Genomic DNA, 17,939 nt, shown 5'->3' on the forward strand with positions numbered 1-17,939 from the left:
GGGGACGGGGCGGAACCGGAGGACGAGGGAGGTCCGATGCCACGGAAGAACGTCTTCATCCCCGGCCTGGACGAACGCAACCACGAGATCCTCAGGAGGACGCCCACCGGCCGGGAGTGCGACTTCCACCCCCTTTCCACCCTGGACGACCTCAGGTCCGAGCACCTGGACATCGAGGAGACCATCGCCGGGGCCCAGGCCGCGATGGACGGGTTCGACGGGTCCGTCGACGCCATCGCGGGCTTCTGGGACTTTCCCATCACCCTGCTGGTGCCGATCCTGGCCGGCCCCCGGGGCCTGCCCTCCCCCACCCTGGAATCGGTCGTCCGGTGCGAGCACAAGTACTGGAGCCGCCTGCTCCAGAGCGAGGTCATCGACGAGTACCCCGCCTTCGCCCTGGTGGACCTGCACGACCCGGTCCCGCCGACCGAACCCGGCTACCCGATGTGGCTCAAGCCCGTGAAGTCGGCCTCCTCCGAGCTCGCCTTCCGCGTGGAGAACGACGAGGAGTTCTACGAGGCCGTCGAGCGCCTGCGCGAGGGGATCGGCAAGATCGGGCGCCCCTTCGAGGAGATCCTGAAGCGCGTCGACCTCCCGCCGGAGATCGCCGAGGCGGGCGGCACCTCCTGCCTGGCCGAGGCCGCCCTGCACGGGGTCCAGGTGGCCGTCGAGGGCTACGTCCACCGGGGCGAATGCGTCGTCTACGCCACGCTGGACTCGGTCGACTACCCGGCCAGCCCGGTCTTCCTGCGCCACCAGTACCCCTCCACCCTGCCCGAGGACGTCCGGCGGCGGCTGGCCTCGATCGCCACGCGGGTGATGGGCAGGCTGGGGCTGGACGACTCGACGTTCAGCATCGAGTTCTTCTACGACCCCGTCGAGGACGACATCCGGGTGCTGGAGGTCAACCCCCGCCACTCCCAGGCGCACGCGTCGCTGTTCGAGATGGTCGACGGCGCCGCCAACCACGAGCGGATGCTCAGGCTCGCCCTGGGGCGGGAGCCCGTGCTCCCGGACGGGCTCCGCGGGGAGTACGACATCGCCGCCGAATGGTACCTGCGCCGCTTCTCCGACGGCATGGTCGACCGGGTGCCCACCCCCGAGGAGGTCCGCCGGCTGGAGGAGGCCGTGCCGGGGGTGCGGATCGCGATCGTGCCGGAGGAGGGGCAGCGGCTCTCCGGGCTCCAGGCCCAGGACAGCTACAGCTTCGAGCTCGCCAAGATCGTCATCGGCGGCGCCGACGAGACGGAGATGCGCGCCAAGTACGAGCGCTGCGCCGAGGAGCTCTCCTTCGACATCGAGGACGACCCCGGCGACGACCACTGACGGAAGGAGACCCCATGCGGGTGATCGAGACCCTGCCGTACGAGGTCCGGACCGAGGACCACTTCTGGATCCCCCTCTCCGACGGAGTGCGCCTGGCCGGGCGGGCCTGGCTCCCCGTGTCCGCCGAGATGGACCCGGTGCCGGCGGTCCTGGAGTACATCCCCTACCGCAGGCGCGACCTCACCGCGGTACGCGACTCGACCCACCACCCCTACATCGCCGGGCACGGCTACGCCTGCGTCCGCGTGGACATGCGCGGCAGCGGCGACTCCGAGGGGGTGCTCACCGACGAGTACCTGGAGCGCGAGCAGCAGGACGCCGAGGAGGTCCTGGCCTGGCTCGCCGAGCAGCCCTGGTGCGACGGCACGACCGCCATGATGGGCCTGTCCTGGGGCGGCTTCGCCGCGCTCCAGGTGGCGGCCCGGCGCCCGCCGAGCCTGGGCGCCATCGCCATCGCGTCCTTCACCGACGACCGCTACAACGACGACTTCCACTACATGGGCGGCTGCCTGCTCTCCGACAACCTCGCCGAGTCCGGGACCACCTTCGCGTTCGGCACCTGCCCGCCCGACCCGATGACGGTGGGCGACCGGTGGCGGGACATGTGGCTGGAGCGGCTGGAGGCCAACCGCCCCTGGATCATCACGTGGCTGCACCACCAGCGCAGGGACGACTACTGGCGGCACGCCTCGGTGATCGAGGCCCCCGAACGGGTGGACTGCCCGGTGCTGGCCGCCGGCGGCTGGGCCGACGGCTACTCCAACGCGGTCCTGCGCGTCCTGGAGTGCCTGGAGTCGCCGCGGCTGGGGCTCATCGGCCCCTGGTCGCACCGCTACCCCCACCTGGGGCTCCCCGGGCCCGCCATCGGCTACCTCCAGGAGGTCGTGCGCTGGTTCGACCACTGGCTCAAGGGGGTGGACAACGGGGTGGACGAGGGGTCCGCGCTGTGGTCCTGGATGCAGGAGTCCGTCCCGCCCGCCACCTCCTACGAGGACCGGCCCGGGCGGTGGGTGCGCGAGGACCGGTGGCCGTCCCCGGGGGTGGAGCGGACGCGGTTCGGCCTGGGCCCGCACCGGCTGTTCACCTCCGACGGGTACACCCCGGCCGAGGACGAGGAGCCCGGCGACCCGCTGACCGTGTCCTCACCCCTGACCGTGGGCCAGTTCGCGGGCAAGTGGGCCTCCTACAGCGCGCCGCCCGACCTGCCCTACGACCAGCGCGAGGAGGACGGCGGCTCGCTGGTCTTCGAGACCGAGGCCCTCCGGGAGCCGGTGGAGATCCTCGGGGCCCCCGAGGTGGAGCTGGAGGTGTCCTCCGACGAGCCGGTGGCGATGGTCGCGGCGCGGCTGAGCGACATCGCCCCCGACGGGTCCGCCACCCGCGTCACGTTCGGGCTGCTCAACCTGACCCACCGCGACGGGCACGCGGAACCGGAGGAGATGCCGCCGGGCGAGCCCCGGCGGGTGCGGATCGTCCTCAACGGGGTGGCCCAGGTCTTCCCCGCGGGCCACCGCATCCGGCTGTCGCTGTCCACCTCGTACTGGCCGCTGGCCTGGCCCCCGCCCCGGCCGGTCCTGCTGACCGTCCACCCGGGCGGCAGCGCCCTGGACCTGCCGGTCCGCCCGGTGCCCGAGGGGGAGGACCCCTCCGCCCGGCCCTTCGGCGAACCCGAGACGACGGCGGAGATCCCGACCTCCCGGCACGAGCTGCCCGAGCACCGCTGGGAGGTGCACAGGGACCTGGTCGACACCCGGTCCTCGCTGGAGATCGTCAAGGACGGCGGGATCCTGCACCTGGAGGGCATCGACCTGGACGTGGGCCGCCGCGCCCGCGAGCACTACGAGTCGGTGGCGAACGACTTCACGTCGGTGCGCGGCGAGACCTCCTGGACGATGCGCTTCGCCCGGGGGGACTGGGCCACCCGCACCGAGACGCACACCTCGCTGGAGTGCACCGAGACCGAGTTCCGGGTGTACGGGACGCTCGACGCCTACGAGAACGGGGAGCGCATCTTCTCCCGCCAGTGGAACGAGACGATCGCACGCGACCACGTGTGAGGGGCGCGTGCGCAGGAGAGGGGGCGGGGCCGATGGAGGGCCCGGTGTCCGCGGGGCCGCTGGTGGTCCTCGCGTCCGCGGCCGTCCCGGTGCTGGTGATCCTGTTCGTGATCTGGGTGCTGCGCCGGGACGTCGCCCGCAAGCAGAAGGCCGTCCGCTCGCCGGACTACTGGAAGGAGCGGCCCGACGGCCGCCGGTACCCGACCGGGGGGTGGGACCAGAGCCCCGGGGCCGGGAGCGCCCGGCGGGAGCCGGAGGAGGGTCCGGCGGACGACGACCTGTCTCCGCCGGAGGGCGGCGACCCGCCGGTCCGGTGAGGCCGGGGGCGGGGGCGCCCGCGTTCACTCCCGGCGTTCATGGGTAGTCGCCCCGTGCACACCCGTGGTCGAACACCGTGGAAGGCGGTGAAGCCGATGATGGGCACGGAACCCGCCCCCGGCCTGCTGGAGCGGGCGCGCCTGCTCCCGCTGCTGTCCGCACAGGTCGCCCGGGGGGTGATCGTGCGCCGCCCCGCCTGGGAGGGCCTGGCCGCGGCGCTCGGCGCCGACCGCCGGCTCGCGGAGCTCCTGCGGGAGCTGCGGGAGCGGTACGGGGACCGGCCCCTGCCGCTGACGGTGGCGGGCCGGCCCGTCGCCCTCGTCCTGGACCCGGCGGACGTGCGCGGCATCCTGGAGCGCACCCCGGACCCGTTCTCGCCGGGCGGCCGGGAGAAGCGGGGCGCTCTGGCGCACTTCCAGCCGCACGGGGTGCTCGTGTCCGACGCCGACGACCGCGTGCCCCGTCGGGAGGCCAACGAGGAGGCGCTGGCCACCGGGCGGCCCCACCCCGACAGCGGGGTGCTGGACGCCCACGCCGACGAGGAGGCGGCGGTGCTGCGCCGCGCCCTGGGCGAGGCCGGGGGCGGGCTGGACTGGCCGCGGTTCTCCGCGTCGTTCGACGCGCTGGCCCGCAGGCTGGTCTTCGGGGCGCACGCCGCCGAAGACCACCTCACCACCGAGCTGCTCCGGCACCTGCGCTCGCGCGCCGACTGGTCCTACGCGCTGCCGGTGGACCGGCGGACCAGGGAGGAGTTCCTGGACCGGGTGCGGGCGGGCGTCGAGGGCGCCGAGCCGGGGAGCCTGGCCGCGCGGCTGCCCCGGGACGGCCGTGTGCGGCCCGAGGACCAGGTGGCGCACTGGCTCTTCGCCTTCGACGCGGCGGCCATCGCCGCCTTCCGGTCCCTGGCCCTGCTGTCCGCGGAGGGGGCCGGCCCCGACGCGGCGGCCGGCGACGCGGCCCGGTGGGAGGCGACGGTCCAGGAGTCGGTGCGGCTGTGGCCGACGACGCTCGTGATCCTGCGGGAGGCGGTGCGGGAGACGGTATGGCGGGACCGGGAGTTCGCCCGAGGCACGGTGTTCGTGGTGGTGAGCTCCTACTTCCACCGCGATCCGCGGCTGCCGTACGCCGACGCGTTCACCCCCGGGATCTGGCTGGACGGGCGCGCCCGGGCGGAGCCGGGGCTGGTGCCGTTCAGCCACGGGCCCGCCGGGTGCCCGGGCCGGGACGTGGTGCTGTCGAGCGCCTCGCGGTTCCTGGCGGCGGTCACCGGCGGGGACCCGCCGGCGCGCACCGACGCCTCCCCGCTGTCGGCGGCGGACCTGCCGGCGTCACTGGACCACACCGCCCTGCGCTTCTCCCTGGCGGGGACGGCGTGAACGGCGCGGTGGACCGAACGGACCCCGAATCGGAGAGGTGAAGGACATGGAATGGGCGTGGGTCGTGGCCGTGGTCATGGTCGTCGCGATCGTCGTGGCGGCGGTGTTCGTGCTGCGGCGCAACACCGCCGACGACCGCAGGCTCCCCGACAAGCCCGCCCGCGAGCGGCGGCGCTATCCGACGGGCTGGAACCGCAGTACCGGTGAGATGCGCATGCCCCCCGACGAGGGGGATCCCCCCGCGCCCCGCCGCGACGCCTGACCGGCCCGCCCACAGCGGACCACCGGACGGTGCCGTCCCCCTGGCGGGGACGGCACCGTCCGGGCACCCGCCCACTCCGGCGGAACGCCCTGTCCCCGGACGAGTCGGGGCGAGGCGGCCACTCTGCGGCCGCCGGGCCCCGGAAGGCGAGCGGAACGGTTCCCGGACGGGTGTTCCGCCCCGGAACACCCGGCGGACCAGTAGAGCTCCGACCAGCGCTCCGCCAGATGCGGCGCGCTGCCCCGGGGCGGGCGACGCACCGCGCCCGGCGGACACGGAAGCGGGCACGTGCCGGTTCGTCACGGCGGGTGCCCCTGCGACCGGCGGGCCCGCCAGGTGTCCCGCGTCAGAACAGCGGGGTCGGTCCGCGTGTCCTGCGGGGGTTGACATTCCAAAATGTTAGCGCGAACAATATTGTCTGGATCACATTCGCGCTCCCGCTCCCACCCCTCCCCCTTCAGGAAAACCGACACTCCCCCACTTCAGGGCACCATCCACCCGATACCCCTCAATCTCCCCATCTCGGAAGGAAGCGCCCTTGCCACGGAATGTTAGCGCCCACAAAAGCCCGCCGGACGATCCCGTGGTCGTCGGCATCGACTTCGGCACCCTCTCGGGCCGCGCCGTCGTGGTCCGGGTCTCCGACGGCGCCGAACTGGGCACCGCCGAGCACGCCTACCCCCACGGCGTCATCACCGACCGCCTCCCCGGCGGAAAGGGGGAGCTGGAGCCGGAGACCGCGCTCCAGCACCCCGGCGACTACGAGGAGGTGCTGCGCACCGCCGTCCCCGCAGCGCTGGAACTGGCCGGGGTCCACCCCGGGCGGGTCGCCGGGATCGGCACGGACTTCACCTCCTGCACCTTCCTGCCCGTCACCGCCGACGGCACCCCCCTGTGCCTGCTGCCCGGACTCGCGGACCGCCCGCACGCCTGGCCCAAACTCTGGCGCCACCACGCCGCCCAGCCCGAGGCCGACGAGATCACCGCCCTGGCCGCCGAGCGCGGCGAGCCCTGGCTGCCGCGCTACGGCGGCCGGATCTCCTCGGAGTGGCAGTTCGCCAAGGCCCTCCAGGTCCTGCGCGACGACCCCGGGGTGTACGAGCGCGCCGACCGCTGGATCGAGGCAGCCGACTGGATCGTCTGGCGGCTGTGCGGCCACGAGACCCGCAACACCTCCAGCGCCGGCTACAAGGGCCTGTACCAGGACGGGCGCTGGCCCTCCCGGGAGTACCAGGCCGCCCTCGACCCGCGCCTGGCGGACTTCGCAGCGACCCGGCTCGACCACCCGCTCTCCCCGCCGGGGACGCGCGCGGGCGGCCTCACCGCGCAGGCCGCGGAGTGGACCGGCCTGCCCGAGGGCACCCCGGTCGCGGTGGGCGCCATCGACGCCCACGTGACCGCCGCCGCCGTGGGGACCACCGGCCCGGGCCGGATGCTCGCCATCATGGGCACGAGCACCTGCCTGGTGATGAACTCCGACGTCAGGGCCGAGGTCCCGGGCATGTGCGGCCTGGTCAGGGACGGCATCACGCCCGGCGCCTGGGGGTACGAGGCCGGGCAGAGCGGGGTCGGCGACATCTTCGGCTGGTTCGCCGGCACCCACGTCCCCCCGGCCTACCACGACGAGGCCCGCGCCCTCGGGGTGTCCGTGCACGAGCTGCTCTCGCGCAGGGCGGCCGACGCCCCGGCCGGGTCCCACGGCCTGGTCGCCCTGGACTGGCACAGCGGCAACCGCTCGGTCCTGGTCGACCACTCGCTCTCCGGGCTGCTCGCCGGGATGACGCTGGCCACCCGGCCGGAGGAGGTCTACCGGGCCCTGGTGGAGGCGACCGCGTTCGGCGCCCGCACCATCGTCGATGCCTTCACCGGCGCCGGGGTCCCGGTCCGCGACCTCACCGTCGCCGGGGGCATGGTGCGCAACCCCTTCGTCCTCCAGGTCTACGCCGACGTCCTGGACCGGCCGCTGCGGGTCGCGGCCACCGGGCACGGCAGCGCCGTCGGGGCGGCCGTCCACGGGGCCGTCGCCGCCGGGCTGTACCCCGACCTGCACGCCGCCTCCGCCGCCATGGGCCGGGTCCGCGCCGATTCCGTCGAGCCCGACCCCGCCGCGGCGGCCGCCTACAAGGAGCTGTTCGCCGTCTACACCGAACTCCACGACCACTTCGGCCGGGGCGGCAGCGACGCCCTGCACCGGCTCCGCGCCCTGCGCAACGGCACCCGCGCCGCCGGCCCCTCCGGCACGGCGGCCTCCGGCGAGGGGAGGCGGCGGTGACGGCCCCCCGGACGCCCGCGCACGCGGCCGCTCTGGCCGCCCACCGCGACGAGGTGGAACGCCTGCGCGCGCAGGTCTGCGCCCTGCACGCGGAGCTGCCCCGCTGGAACCTGGTCACCTGGACGAGCGGGAACGTCTCCGCCCGGGTGCCCGGCGCCGACCTCATGGTCATCAAGCCCAGCGGAGTGTCCTACGACGACCTGGCCCCCGGGGACATCGTCGTCTGCGACCTCCACGGGAACACGGTCGAGGGGCGGCACCGGCCCTCCAGCGACACCTTCGCCCACGCCCACATCTACCGGGAGCGCCCCGACATCGGCGGGGTGGCGCACACCCACAGCCCCTACGCCACCGCGTGGGCCGCCCGCGGCGAGGCCGTCCCCTGCGTGATCACCGCGATGGCCGACGAGTTCGGCGGCGACATCCCGGTGGGGCCCTTCGCGCTCATCGGGGACGACGCCATCGGCCGCGGCGTGCTCGACACCCTGGCGGGCCACCGCTCCCCGGCCGTCCTCATGCGCGGCCACGGCGTGTTCACCGTCGGACCCACCGCCGCGGCCGCGGTCAAGGCCGCGGTGATGTGCGAGGACGCGGCCCGCACCGTGCACATCGCCCGGCAGGCCGGGCCCGTCGAGCGCCTACCCCAGGAGCACATCGACGCGCTCCACGAGCGCTACCGCAACGCCTACGGCCAGTGACCCCCACCGAAAGCGAGGAGACCCCCGTGACCGTCCCCACCGCTCAGCCCTCCCCGAACCCGGCCGTGCGCGGACGCGCGCCACGTATCGGACTGCTCGGCATCATGCAGCCGCTCTACGACGACATGATCCCGGGCATCACCGAGCACCAGGCGCGGTACGCCGCCCGGGTCGCCGACCGGCTCTCCGGCGTCGCCGAGTGGACCGTCGCCCCGCCGGTGCGCGGGCGCGAGGAGGCCGAGCGGGCGGTGCGGGCGTTCGAGGAGGCCGGCCTGGACGGGGTCCTGGTGGTCATGCTGACCTACGGGCCGTCCCTGCGGATCACCCGGGCGCTGACCGGCGCGCGGCTGCCGCTGGCCCTGGCGAACATCCAGCCCGAACCCTCCGTGAGCGCCTCGTGGGACATGGACGACATGACCTACAACCAGGGGATCCACGGCGCCCAGGACACCGCCAACGCGCTGGTCCGCGCACGGGTGCCGTTCGAGGTCGTCACCGGGGACTGGGAGGGCCCGGAGTTCGCCGAACGGGTGGGCCGCTGGGCCCGGGCGGCCCGGGCCGTGCGCGCGCTGCGGGACCTGCGGGTCGGCGTGTTCGGCTACCCCATGAACGGTATGGGGGACGCGCGGGTCGACGAGACCTCGCTGCTGCGGGTGATCGGCCCCGAGGTCCACGTCATCGCCCCGGGCGCCCTGCACCGGACCATGGCCGGCCTGCCCGAGGAGCCCGTCCGCGAGCTGATGTCCTGGGAGGACTCGGTCTTCGACGTGGACCCGCGCCTGTCCAAGGAGGAGCGGGAGGACCACGCCCGCATGCAGCTGGGCATCGAACGGCTGCTGGAGGAGGCCGGCTGCGGGGCCTACTCCACCCACTTCGACGCGATCGGCGAGGACGGCCGCTTCGCCCGGCTGCCCATGGCCGCCGCCTCCACCCTGATGGCCAAGGGGTACGGCTTCGCGGGCGAGGGCGACGTGCTCGCCGCCTCGGTGGTCTACGCGGGCCACCGCCTGGCGGGGGACGGCCACTTCACCGAGATGTACGCGATGGACTTCCCGAGCGACTCCGTCCTCATGAGCCACATGGGCGAGGGCAACTGGCGGCTGGCCCGGGAGGACGAGCCCGTGCGCCTGATCAAGCGCCCCCTGGGCATCGGCGGGCTGGCCGACCCGCCGACCCTGCTGTTCCGGTACCGGCCCGGCCCGGCCACGCTGGCCTCCCTGGTCGCCCTGGGCGGCGACCGCTTCCGGCTGGTCGTGGCCGAGGGCGAGGTCCTCGACTCCCCCGCGCTCCCCTCCCTGGAGATGCCCTACGGGCGGTTCCGGCCCGACAGCGGGGTGGGTGGGTGCATGGACGCCTGGCTCCGGGCGGGCGGCACCCACCACATGGCCATGAACACCGGCCGCCGGGCCGAGGACTGGCGCGTCCTGTGCGCGCTGGCCGGCATCGAGTACGTACCGGTCTGACCCGGCGCGCGGCCGGCGCCGGCCGCGCACCCGGCGCGGCCCCGGCCCCCGGCCCCTCCCCCGTCCCTCCGACCCGCGTCCGGTCCCCTCCCGGCCCGGACCTCCACGCACACCGACACGAAAGCGGACCCCCCATGTCGCACAGCCCACGTACGGCGGGCACCGCGCTGCTCGCAGCGTCCGCCCTCCTGCTCACCGCCTGCAACGGCGTCGGCGACGCCGCCCGGCCCGAGGGCGAGAACGGCCTCATCGGCATCTCCATGCCCACCCAGTCCTCCGAACGGTGGGTCAACGACGGGCGGAACATGGTCGCCGAGTTCGAGGCCCGCGGTTTCGGCACCGACCTCCAGTACGCCGAGGACGTCGTCCCCGACCAGATCTCCCAGATCGAGAACATGATCACCCGCGGCGCCGACGTCCTCGTCATCGCCGCGATCGACGGCGAGGCCCTGGGCGACGTGCTCGACACCGCCGCCGACAGCGGCATCCCCGTGATCGCCTACGACCGGCTCATCATGGGCAGCGAGAACGTCGACTACTACGCCACCTTCGACAACTTCGAGGTCGGCGTGCTCCAGGCGCAGTACATCGTGGACGCCCTCGGACTGGAGGAGGGCGAGGAGGGGCCGTTCAACCTGGAGGTGTTCGGCGGGTCCCCCGACGACAACAACGCCTACTTCTTCAACGACGGGTCCATGTCGGTGCTGCGGCCCTACCTGGACGACGGGACGCTGGAGGTCCCCAGCGGGCAGACGGAGATGGAGCAGATCGCCACCCAGCGCTGGGACGGCGCCATCGCCCAGGCCCGGATGGACAACCTCCTCAGCGCCCACTACTCCGACGAGGAGCTGCACGCCGTGCTCTCCCCGTTCGACGGCATCAGCCTGGGCGTGATCGAGTCCCTGCGCGCCGTCGGCTACGGCGGCGGCGACCTCCCCCTGCCCGTCGTCACCGGCCAGGACGCCGAGCTGTCGTCGGTGCGGTCCATCATCGCCGGCGAGCAGACCCAGACGGTGTTCAAGGACACCCGGGCCCTGGCGGCCCAGACCGTCGACATGGTGGAGGCGCTGCTCGCGGAGGAGGAGGTGCCGGTCAACGACACCGAGACCTACGACAACGGCGTCAAGACGGTCCCGGCCTTCCTCCTGGAGCCCGTGTCGGTCGACATCGACAACTACCGGGAGGTGCTCGTCGAGAGCGGCTACTACGAGGAGTCGGACCTGTGACCGGCGCCCCCGCCGCGGGCGCCCCGCCGGGCCCGCTGCTGAGCATGCGGGGCATCCGCAAGGAGTTCCCCGGGATGGTGGCCCTGGACGGGGTCTCCCTGGAGGTGCGCGCGGGCCGCGTCCACGCCCTCATGGGCGAGAACGGGGCGGGCAAGTCCACCCTGGTGAAGGTGCTCAGCGGGGTCCACCCCGCCGGGACCTACACCGGGGAGGTCCTCCTGGACGGGAGGCCCTGCGCGTTCACCGGGGTGGCCGACAGCGAGCGGTCGGGCATCGCCATCATCCACCAGGAGCTGGCACTGGTCCCGCAGCTGTCCATCGCCGAGAACGTGCTGCTCGGGCACGAGATCACCCGGTTCGGCGTCCTGGACCGGGACGCCACCCACGCCCGCGCCCGCGAGCTCCTGCTCCGGGTGGGTCTGGACGAGAACCCGGACGTCCCGGTGTCGGCGCTCGGCATCGGCGCCCAGCAGCTCGTCGAGATCGCCAAGGCGCTGGCCAAGCGGGTGCGGCTGCTCATCCTGGACGAGCCCACCTCGGCGCTGAACGAGACCGAGAGCCGGCGGCTCCTGGACCTGCTCCTCGAACTGCGCGCCCAGGGCGTCACCTGCATCCTCATCTCGCACAAGCTCGGCGAGGTGGTGGACGTGAGCGACGAGATCACGATCCTGCGGGACGGGCGCACCATCGAGACGCTCGCCGTGGAGCGCGACGCCGCCGGGACGCCGTCGGTGGACGAGGACCGGATCATCCGCGGCATGGTCGGGCGCTCCCTGGACCGCCGCTACCCCGAACCGCTCGGGGAGGCCGGCCCGGTGCGGTTCCGGGTGCGCGACTGGACGGTCGACCACCCGACCCGGCCGGGGCGGCGCGTGGTCGACGGCGTCGACATGGACCTGCGCGCGGGCGAGATCGTCGGGCTGGCCGGGCTCATGGGGGCCGGGCGCACCGAGTTCGCGATGAGCCTGTTCGGCCGCTCCTACGGCAGGTTCGTGCGGGGCACGCTGTCCAAGGACGGCGAGGTCCTGCCGGTGCACGACGTCGCCGCGGCCGTCCGCGGCGGCCTGGCCTACGTGCCCGAGGATCGCAAGACGCTCGGGCTGCTGCTCGACGAGGACATCCGGCGCAACACCACCCTGGCCGCGCTGCACCGCGTCTCGCGCCACGGGGTCATCGACCAGGCGCGGGAGACCGTCGAGGCCCGGCGGATGGGCGAGGAGCTGCGCGTGCGCGGGAACGTCGCCGCCGGGACGGTGCGCACGCTCAGCGGCGGCAACCAGCAGAAGGTCGTCCTGGCCAAGTGGATGTTCACCCGGCCGGAGCTGCTGATCCTGGACGAGCCCACGCGCGGCATCGACGTCGGCGCCAAGTACGAGATCCACCTGATCATCCGCAGGCTGGCGGCGGAGGGCGCCGCCGTCCTGCTCATCTCCTCGGAGCTGCCCGAGGTCCTGGGCATGTGCGACCGCGTCCACACCATGTGCGAGGGCCGCATCACCGGCGAGGTGCCCGCGGCCGAGGCCGACCAGGAGACCCTCATGAGACTGATGACGAGAACCGGGGACCGGCCATGAAACAGAAGACCGCGGGACGGACCGGCTCCGGGCGGGCCGGGCTCGGCGCCCTGCTGCGCGGCGACACCCGCCGCTACGGGATGGCGGTGGCGCTGGTCGCCATCGTCGTCCTGTTCCAGATCCTGACGGGCGGGCTGCTGCTGACCCCGCTCAACATCACCAACCTGATCCTCCAGAACTCCTACATCCTGATCCTGGCCATCGGCATGATGCTGGTGATCGTCACCGGGCACATCGACCTGTCGGTCGGGTCGGTGGTGGCGTTCACCGGCGCCGTGTCGGCGATCATGCTCACCTCCTGGGGGCTGCCGACCTTCGCGGTGGTGCCCCTGGCGCTGCTGCTCGGCGCGGCCATCGGCGCCTGGCAGGGCTTCTGGATCGCGTACGTGCGCGTCCCCGCGTTCATCGTCACCCTCGCCGGGATGCTCGTGTTCCGCGGCGCCACGCTGGCCGTCCTGGGCGGCGAGTCCATCGCGCACCTGCCCTCCTCCCTGCGGCGGATCGCGGGCGGGTTCCTCCCCGGCCAGACCGACGGCCCGCACCTGCCGACCCTGCTGCTGGGCGCGGCGGGCGCGGCGGTCGTGGTGTGGATCCAGTGGCGGGCCCGGGCGCGGACCCGGGCGCACGGGCTGCCGGTGCAGCCCGCGGCGGTGACCGCGGCGGGCTCGGCGGTGCTCGTCGCGGCGATCCTGGCGTTCACCTGGGCGCTGGCGGCCCACAACGGCCTGCCCCTGGTGGGGCTGCTGCTCGTGGCGCTGATCGCGGGGTACTCGTTCGTGACGCGCTCGACGACGCCGGGCCGGCGGATCTACGCGGTGGGCGGCAACGAGCGGGCGGCGGCCCTGTCGGGCATCCGCACGCAGCGGACCACCTTCTGGGTGTTCGTCAACATGGGGGCGCTGTCCGCGCTGGCCGGGCTGGTGTTCACCGCGCGGCTCAACGCGGCCACCCCGGGCGCGGGCACCATGTTCGAGCTGGACGCCATCGCGGCGGCGTTCATCGGCGGCGCGTCGGCGTCCGGCGGGGTGGGCACCGTGGTGGGGGCCGTCATCGGCGCCCTGGTCATGGGCGTCCTCAACAACGGGATGTCCCTGATCGGGCTCGGCGTGGACTGGCAGCAGCTCATCAAGGGGCTGGTGCTGCTGCTGGCGGTGGCCTTCGACATCTACAACAAGCGTCGGATCGGCGCGGGCGGGGCGGTGTTCGGGCTGCGCGTCCGCCGCGACGGGCCCGGGGCGGGCGGCGCCGCGCCCGCCCCGGGCGCCCGGGAGCCGGCCTCGGCCTGACCCGGCGCGGCCGCCCCGCCTACCGGGGCGGGGCGGCCACGCTGGCGCGTTCCACCAGGGTCGGCGTGATCGTCCGGCGGGTGGAGGCGGCGGGCTCCCCGGACATGCACGACAGGAGCACGTCCAGCGTCTCGGTGGCCACCGTGGCGAAGTCGGGGCGCACGGTCGTCAGGGGCGGGATGAAGTAGGCGGCCTCGGGGACGTCGTCGAACCCGACGACGCTCACCTCGCCGGGGACGGCGCGGCCGCGCTCCGACATCGCCCGCAGGATGCCCAGCGCCAGGTGGTCGTTGGCGGCGAAGACCGCCGTGACCTCGGGCATGCGGGCGAGGATCAGCCCGGCCCGGTAGCCCGAGGCGGCGCTCCAGTCCGCGGGGCTCACCGGCGGGACCTCGGCGCCGGCCTCCTCCAGGGTCCGCCGCCAGCCCCGCTCCCGGTCGGCGGCGTCGAACCACTCCGAGGGGCCGGCCACGTGCCAGACGGTCCGGTGCCCGGCGTCCAGCAGGTGGCGGGTGGCCAGCCGCGCGCCGGCCTGCTGGTCCACGGTCACCAGGGTGTCGCCGCGCGCGGGGTCGCCGTCCACCGCGACCAGCGGGATGTCCGGCGGCACCGCGGCCAGGGCCTCGTCCGCGGCGGCGGTGGGCGCTATCACCACGATCCCGGCGGCGCGCTGCTCCAGGTGGTGGTCGACGGCCTCCGCGATGGAGCCCCGGTCCAGCACCCGGACCCGGCGGACGCTGACGACGAAGCCCCGGGCCGCGGCGGCGAGCTCGAAGGCGGCCAGCAGCGAGGAGGGGCCGAACAGGGTCGAGTTCTGGGCGACGACGCCGATGAGCTGCGACCGCCCGGTCGCCAGCGCCCGGGCGGCCCGGTTGGGCCGGTAGCCGAGCTGCTCGATGGCCGCGCGCACCCGCAGCCGGGTCTGCTCGCGGACGTTGGGGTGGCCGTTGAGCACGCGGGAGACCGTCTGGTGCGACACCCCGGCCAGGCGCGCGACGTCGGTCATCGCGGGCTCCCGCGCCGCGCCGGGGGTCGATGGGGTCTGGGCCACCCGCAGCTCCTTCACAGCCGATGCGGTCGCGTGCTCGGTGAACGCCCGCCGGGCACGAGCCGGACGGTGGGCGCTAACATATCCCATTGCCCCCACACGGCAACAGCCTCCCACCCAAGGTAAACGCTTCCAGTTTCCTGTTGTTAGCGCTCCCATCCCGCCGATTCCCCTGCCCCCACGCCCTTGGCTGCCGCTCCCCGCTCCCGCCCCTCCGAGCCCCCACCCCCGCACCCGCGAGGAGCACGCCGCGATGACGGGTCATCTCGTCATCATGGAGGGACCACCCCCGCATGCGAGGGGAGCACGGCCGGTCGCTGCGGCTGGACATGACGGTGGCGGGACCATCCCCGCGTGCGCGGGGAACACCAACGACGAGATGGCGCACCGCCACGAGGACCGGGAGCATCCCTGCGTGCGCGGGAAGCACTTCGCCGCCTCCTCCAGGTCGGCGTTGGACGCGGGAGCATCCCTGCGTGCGCGGGGAGCACTTCGTCCAGGCGCAGGACCGCCACGCCCATGGCGGGAGCATCCCTGCGTGCGCGGGGAACGGGCAACACTGCGCGCAGGCGCGCCGCAGAGCTCGCACGTGGGGACCATCCCCGCGGGTGCGGGAAGCACTTTCTCTGGTCAGCGTTCGAAACGGACCCCGACGAGAAGAGCGACCCACTCGGCCCGGCCAAAAAAGGGAGCCCCGGCCTCTCGGTGCCAGGCGTCTCGAACGGCGGAGCCTTCGAGCGCAGTGGCCGCCTCGATACAGTCACCGGACGTTCCGCTGCGGGGCGGCTCCCGAAAGCCCGGAGAAGGCAGAAGCCGAACCGAGGCACGTGTGCTCATGCAGTGCCGGCACGGGGACCACATCCCCGAAGCCGACGGAAGCACTCTCTGCCATTGCACCAAAGCCGCCGCACCCCGGGAAACACCTTTGCCCAGGTTTCGTGGAGCATCAAGCTGCAATGGACCGGTTCAACGGCTGCAAGCACAGCCGTCACCGGTCATAGACATCCCCTCGAGGGCCGACCTTGATGACCACAACAGTGACCCTCCCATCATCGATTGTGTAGATCACGCGATGATCGCCGATGCGGACACGGTAGCCATCTCGGGCTTTGAGTTTTTTGCAACCGACCGGTCGAGGCTCCTCAGCGAGTTCGGCGATCGCTCGAACAACACGTTTGCGCACCAAGGAATCAAGCCTGCGCAGCTCCTTCTGCGCAGACGTGGTGACCTCGACCGTGTAACGGCTCACTCGTAGTCCTCAACCCGGAAAGGGACAGTCTTCTCATTGGCACGAGCTTCGATGACCGCGCTATCGGCGATGTCCTCAAGCTCTTCTAGATAGGCGGCGGACACCAGGACCAAGCCACGGTCGGCCAACGCCTCAGCCAACTCAGTTACCATGCCGTGCGGTTCGACCGATTCAGCTGTCATGAATTCTTCTCCGAACTATACCCACTACACCCACCTGCGGTGTTCGTGCGCGCCCACCATCGGGCACCAAAAGCCTTGAACGCCAGGCTTGCAAGCAATCGCCCCTTATGAACCATTGCCATCAACGTCCGGAAGTGAGAAATGCACCGGAAAAATATCCAGCCAAATACACACCTAGGGACCATCCCCGCGTGCGCGGGGAGCGCTCAAACGCATGAAACGCACAACTCATCGTACGCGGAACCGCCCCCACGTGCGTGGGGAGCACGCGCTTCTTGAAGTCCTGGGAGATCCACACCCGGGACCATCCCCGCGTGCGCGGGGAGCACCGCCCGGTCACCGACGGCAGCCCGTCGGCGGGGGGAGCATCCCCGCGTGCGCGGGGAGCACAGCATCGGGGGAGACGTTCGTATCACCGCCGTGGGAGCATCCCCGCGTGCCCGGGGAGCACTCACCTCCGCGCCTGCCGCGTCGCCTGTGGCCGGGAGCATCCCCGCGTGCGCGGGGAGCACCGGCCCACCAAGGAGCCCCTCGCCTACCTGGCGGGAGCATCCCCGCGTGCGCGGGGAGCACGTGTCCGCGGGGGCTGCGCTCGGACTGGGGGCGGGAGCATCCCCGCGTGCGCGGGGAGCACCGGGCTCGAGGTGGCCGGCGCCTCCGCGGCCGGGGAGCATCCCCGCGTGCGCGGGGAGCACGTCGCGGTGGAGCTGATGCCCCACGGGGTGGTGGGAGCATCCCCGCGTGCGCGGGGAGCACCTGCTCCGGGAGGGACTGTGGCCGCTGCACCCGGGAGCATCCCCGCGTGCGCGGGGAGCACGGTCGCGGGCCGGTGCGGCGGCCATGTGGCTCGGGAGCATCCCCGCGTGCGCGGGGAGCACACGGGCACCCCAGGGGGTGAAGTCATGTCTTCGGGAGCATCCCCGCGTGCGCGGGGAGCACTTCGTCGCCCGCCGCGGCGGCGCGGTGGCCGGGGGAGCATCCCCGCGTGCGCGGGGAGCACGACAAGACCGCGCACGCGGGGATCCGCTTGGAGGGAGCATCCCCGCGTGCGCGGGGAGCACTCTTCCTGCTGCTCCTTGCGGTCCTTGCCCTTGGGAGCATCCCCGCGTGCGCGGGGAGCACCTTGTCCGATGTGGCGTTTTGTCCGATTCTCGGGGAGCATCCCCGCGTGCGCGGGGAGCACGGCAAGAGCACGGGGCGCACCTCCGACGGCGCGGGAGCATCCCCGCGTGCGCGGGGAGCACCCCTTTCCCTGGCGGCTCAGCACCAGGCCCTCGGGAGCATCCCCGCGTGCGCGGGGAGCACGAGGACGTCGTTTTGGCTGTGCCCGGCTTGGTGGGAGCATCCCCGCGTGCGCGGGGAGCACGCCTCCGCCCGGTCCTTGGCCATGTCGACCCGGGGAGCATCCCCGCGTGCGCGGGGAGCACATCGACTTGTCCGCCTTGCGCTTGAGATAGCGGGGAGCATCCCCGCGTGCGCGGGGAGCACAGGCGCTCGTCCTGCTCGCTCTGCCCCTCGCCGGGAGCATCCCCGCGTGCGCGGGGAGCACGGCGCCCCAGGCCGGGGCGCCCCAAGGGGTGGGGGAGCATCCCCGCGTGCGCG

15 protein-coding genes and 1 CRISPR repeat array (1 of these 16 only partly in view) are annotated in these 17,939 nt (G+C 73.5%); of the genes, 11 read left to right on the forward strand and 4 right to left on the reverse strand.

What is annotated here, in order from left to right; all coding sequences use genetic code 11:
- Positions 1-36: 36 nt before the first annotated feature.
- From KGD84_RS22025 to mmsB, 11 genes are all read left to right on the forward strand, one after another.
- Positions 37-1,326, forward strand: a complete 1,290-nt coding sequence (locus KGD84_RS22025) for an ATP-grasp domain-containing protein (RefSeq protein WP_220562278.1) — start codon at positions 37-39, stop codon at positions 1,324-1,326.
- A 14-nt stretch (positions 1,327-1,340) separates the two neighbouring features.
- Positions 1,341-3,383: a CocE/NonD family hydrolase gene (locus KGD84_RS22030; RefSeq protein WP_220562279.1), complete on the forward strand. Its 2,043-nt coding sequence runs from the start codon at positions 1,341-1,343 to the stop codon at positions 3,381-3,383.
- Between the two features lie 32 nt (positions 3,384-3,415).
- Positions 3,416-3,700, forward strand: coding sequence for a hypothetical protein (locus KGD84_RS22035; protein ID WP_220562280.1), 285 nt, complete (start codon positions 3,416-3,418; stop codon positions 3,698-3,700).
- A gap of 99 nt (positions 3,701-3,799) precedes the next feature.
- Positions 3,800-5,077, forward strand: a complete 1,278-nt coding sequence (locus KGD84_RS22040; protein WP_255646740.1) for a cytochrome P450 — start codon at positions 3,800-3,802, stop codon at positions 5,075-5,077.
- Positions 5,078-5,123: 46 nt separating this feature from the next.
- The gene (locus tag KGD84_RS22045; protein WP_220562283.1) at positions 5,124-5,339 is read left to right on the forward strand and encodes a hypothetical protein; all 216 of its coding nucleotides are present in this window, start codon (positions 5,124-5,126) and stop codon (positions 5,337-5,339) included.
- Between the two features lie 583 nt (positions 5,340-5,922).
- Positions 5,923-7,611, forward strand: coding sequence for a ribulokinase (araB, locus tag KGD84_RS22050; RefSeq protein WP_220565917.1), 1,689 nt, complete (start codon positions 5,923-5,925; stop codon positions 7,609-7,611).
- On the forward strand, positions 7,608-8,309 hold the full coding sequence (locus KGD84_RS22055; protein ID WP_370634559.1) for an L-ribulose-5-phosphate 4-epimerase: 702 nt from the start codon (positions 7,608-7,610) through the stop codon (positions 8,307-8,309). Before araB ends, KGD84_RS22055 begins: the two co-directional genes overlap by 4 nt.
- Positions 8,310-8,335: 26 nt before the next feature.
- Positions 8,336-9,772 carry an L-fucose/L-arabinose isomerase family protein gene (locus KGD84_RS22060; RefSeq protein ID WP_220562285.1) on the forward strand — a complete coding sequence of 479 codons (1,437 nt, stop codon included), beginning with the start codon at positions 8,336-8,338 and terminating at the stop codon, positions 9,770-9,772.
- Positions 9,773-9,906: 134 nt separating this feature from the next.
- The gene (gene chvE, locus KGD84_RS22065) at positions 9,907-10,998 is read left to right on the forward strand and encodes a multiple monosaccharide ABC transporter substrate-binding protein (protein WP_220562286.1); all 1,092 of its coding nucleotides are present in this window, start codon (positions 9,907-9,909) and stop codon (positions 10,996-10,998) included.
- Between the two features lie 44 nt (positions 10,999-11,042).
- Positions 11,043-12,572 carry a sugar ABC transporter ATP-binding protein gene (locus KGD84_RS22070; RefSeq protein WP_220565919.1) on the forward strand — a complete coding sequence of 510 codons (1,530 nt, stop codon included), beginning with the start codon at positions 11,043-11,045 and terminating at the stop codon, positions 12,570-12,572.
- A complete protein-coding gene (gene mmsB, locus KGD84_RS22075) occupies positions 12,569-13,858 on the forward strand; it encodes a multiple monosaccharide ABC transporter permease (RefSeq protein ID WP_220562287.1) in 1,290 nt (429 codons plus the stop codon). Before KGD84_RS22070 ends, mmsB begins: the two co-directional genes overlap by 4 nt.
- Positions 13,859-13,877: 19 nt before the next feature.
- Here the strand turns inward: mmsB and KGD84_RS22080 are convergent, their stop codons facing one another.
- The 4 genes from KGD84_RS22080 to KGD84_RS22095 all read right to left on the reverse strand — a co-directional run bounded on the left by KGD84_RS22080 (position 13,878) and on the right by KGD84_RS22095 (position 16,337).
- Positions 13,878-14,864 carry a LacI family DNA-binding transcriptional regulator gene (locus tag KGD84_RS22080; RefSeq protein ID WP_220565920.1) on the reverse strand — a complete coding sequence of 329 codons (987 nt, stop codon included), beginning with the start codon at positions 14,862-14,864 and terminating at the stop codon, positions 13,878-13,880.
- A gap of 672 nt (positions 14,865-15,536) precedes the next feature.
- Positions 15,537-15,767, reverse strand: coding sequence for a DUF397 domain-containing protein (locus tag KGD84_RS22085; protein WP_338151184.1), 231 nt, complete (start codon positions 15,765-15,767; stop codon positions 15,537-15,539).
- 127 nt (positions 15,768-15,894) lie between these two features.
- Complete coding sequence (locus KGD84_RS22090) at positions 15,895-16,155, reverse strand: type II toxin-antitoxin system RelE family toxin (RefSeq protein WP_220562289.1); 261 nt, start codon at positions 16,153-16,155, stop codon at positions 15,895-15,897.
- Positions 16,152-16,337, reverse strand: coding sequence for a hypothetical protein (locus KGD84_RS22095; RefSeq protein WP_220562290.1), 186 nt, complete (start codon positions 16,335-16,337; stop codon positions 16,152-16,154). Before KGD84_RS22095 ends, KGD84_RS22090 begins: the two co-directional genes overlap by 4 nt.
- 300 nt (positions 16,338-16,637) lie before the next feature.
- Positions 16,638-17,939: a CRISPR direct-repeat array (repeat unit 29 nt; unit sequence GGGAGCATCCCCGCGTGCGCGGGGAGCAC); it runs 8 nt beyond the window's last position.

The organism is Nocardiopsis changdeensis, from assembly GCF_018316655.1.
Taxonomy (GTDB): Bacteria; Actinomycetota; Actinomycetes; order Streptosporangiales; family Streptosporangiaceae; genus Nocardiopsis; species Nocardiopsis changdeensis.

What these genes read in the sequence shown, in the direction of transcription:
- mmsB (WP_220562287.1), top strand. Translation starts at nt 12,569, where the DNA reads ATGAAACAGAAGACCGCGGGACGGACCGGCTCCGGGCGGGCCGGGCTC.
- KGD84_RS22045 (WP_220562283.1), top strand. Translation starts at nt 5,124, where the DNA reads ATGGAATGGGCGTGGGTCGTGGCCGTGGTCATGGTCGTCGCGATCGTC.
- KGD84_RS22025 (WP_220562278.1), top strand. Translation starts at nt 37, where the DNA reads ATGCCACGGAAGAACGTCTTCATCCCCGGCCTGGACGAACGCAACCAC.
- KGD84_RS22070 (WP_220565919.1), top strand. Translation starts at nt 11,043, where the DNA reads ATGCGGGGCATCCGCAAGGAGTTCCCCGGGATGGTGGCCCTGGACGGG.
- KGD84_RS22095 (WP_220562290.1), bottom strand. Translation starts at nt 16,337, where the DNA reads ATGACAGCTGAATCGGTCGAACCGCACGGCATGGTAACTGAGTTGGCT.
- KGD84_RS22085 (WP_338151184.1), bottom strand. Translation starts at nt 15,767, where the DNA reads ATGTGGTCCCCGTGCCGGCACTGCATGAGCACACGTGCCTCGGTTCGG.
- KGD84_RS22040 (WP_255646740.1), top strand. Translation starts at nt 3,800, where the DNA reads ATGGGCACGGAACCCGCCCCCGGCCTGCTGGAGCGGGCGCGCCTGCTC.
- KGD84_RS22030 (WP_220562279.1), top strand. Translation starts at nt 1,341, where the DNA reads ATGCGGGTGATCGAGACCCTGCCGTACGAGGTCCGGACCGAGGACCAC.
- KGD84_RS22080 (WP_220565920.1), bottom strand. Translation starts at nt 14,864, where the DNA reads ATGACCGACGTCGCGCGCCTGGCCGGGGTGTCGCACCAGACGGTCTCC.
- chvE (WP_220562286.1), top strand. Translation starts at nt 9,907, where the DNA reads ATGTCGCACAGCCCACGTACGGCGGGCACCGCGCTGCTCGCAGCGTCC.
- KGD84_RS22035 (WP_220562280.1), top strand. Translation starts at nt 3,416, where the DNA reads ATGGAGGGCCCGGTGTCCGCGGGGCCGCTGGTGGTCCTCGCGTCCGCG.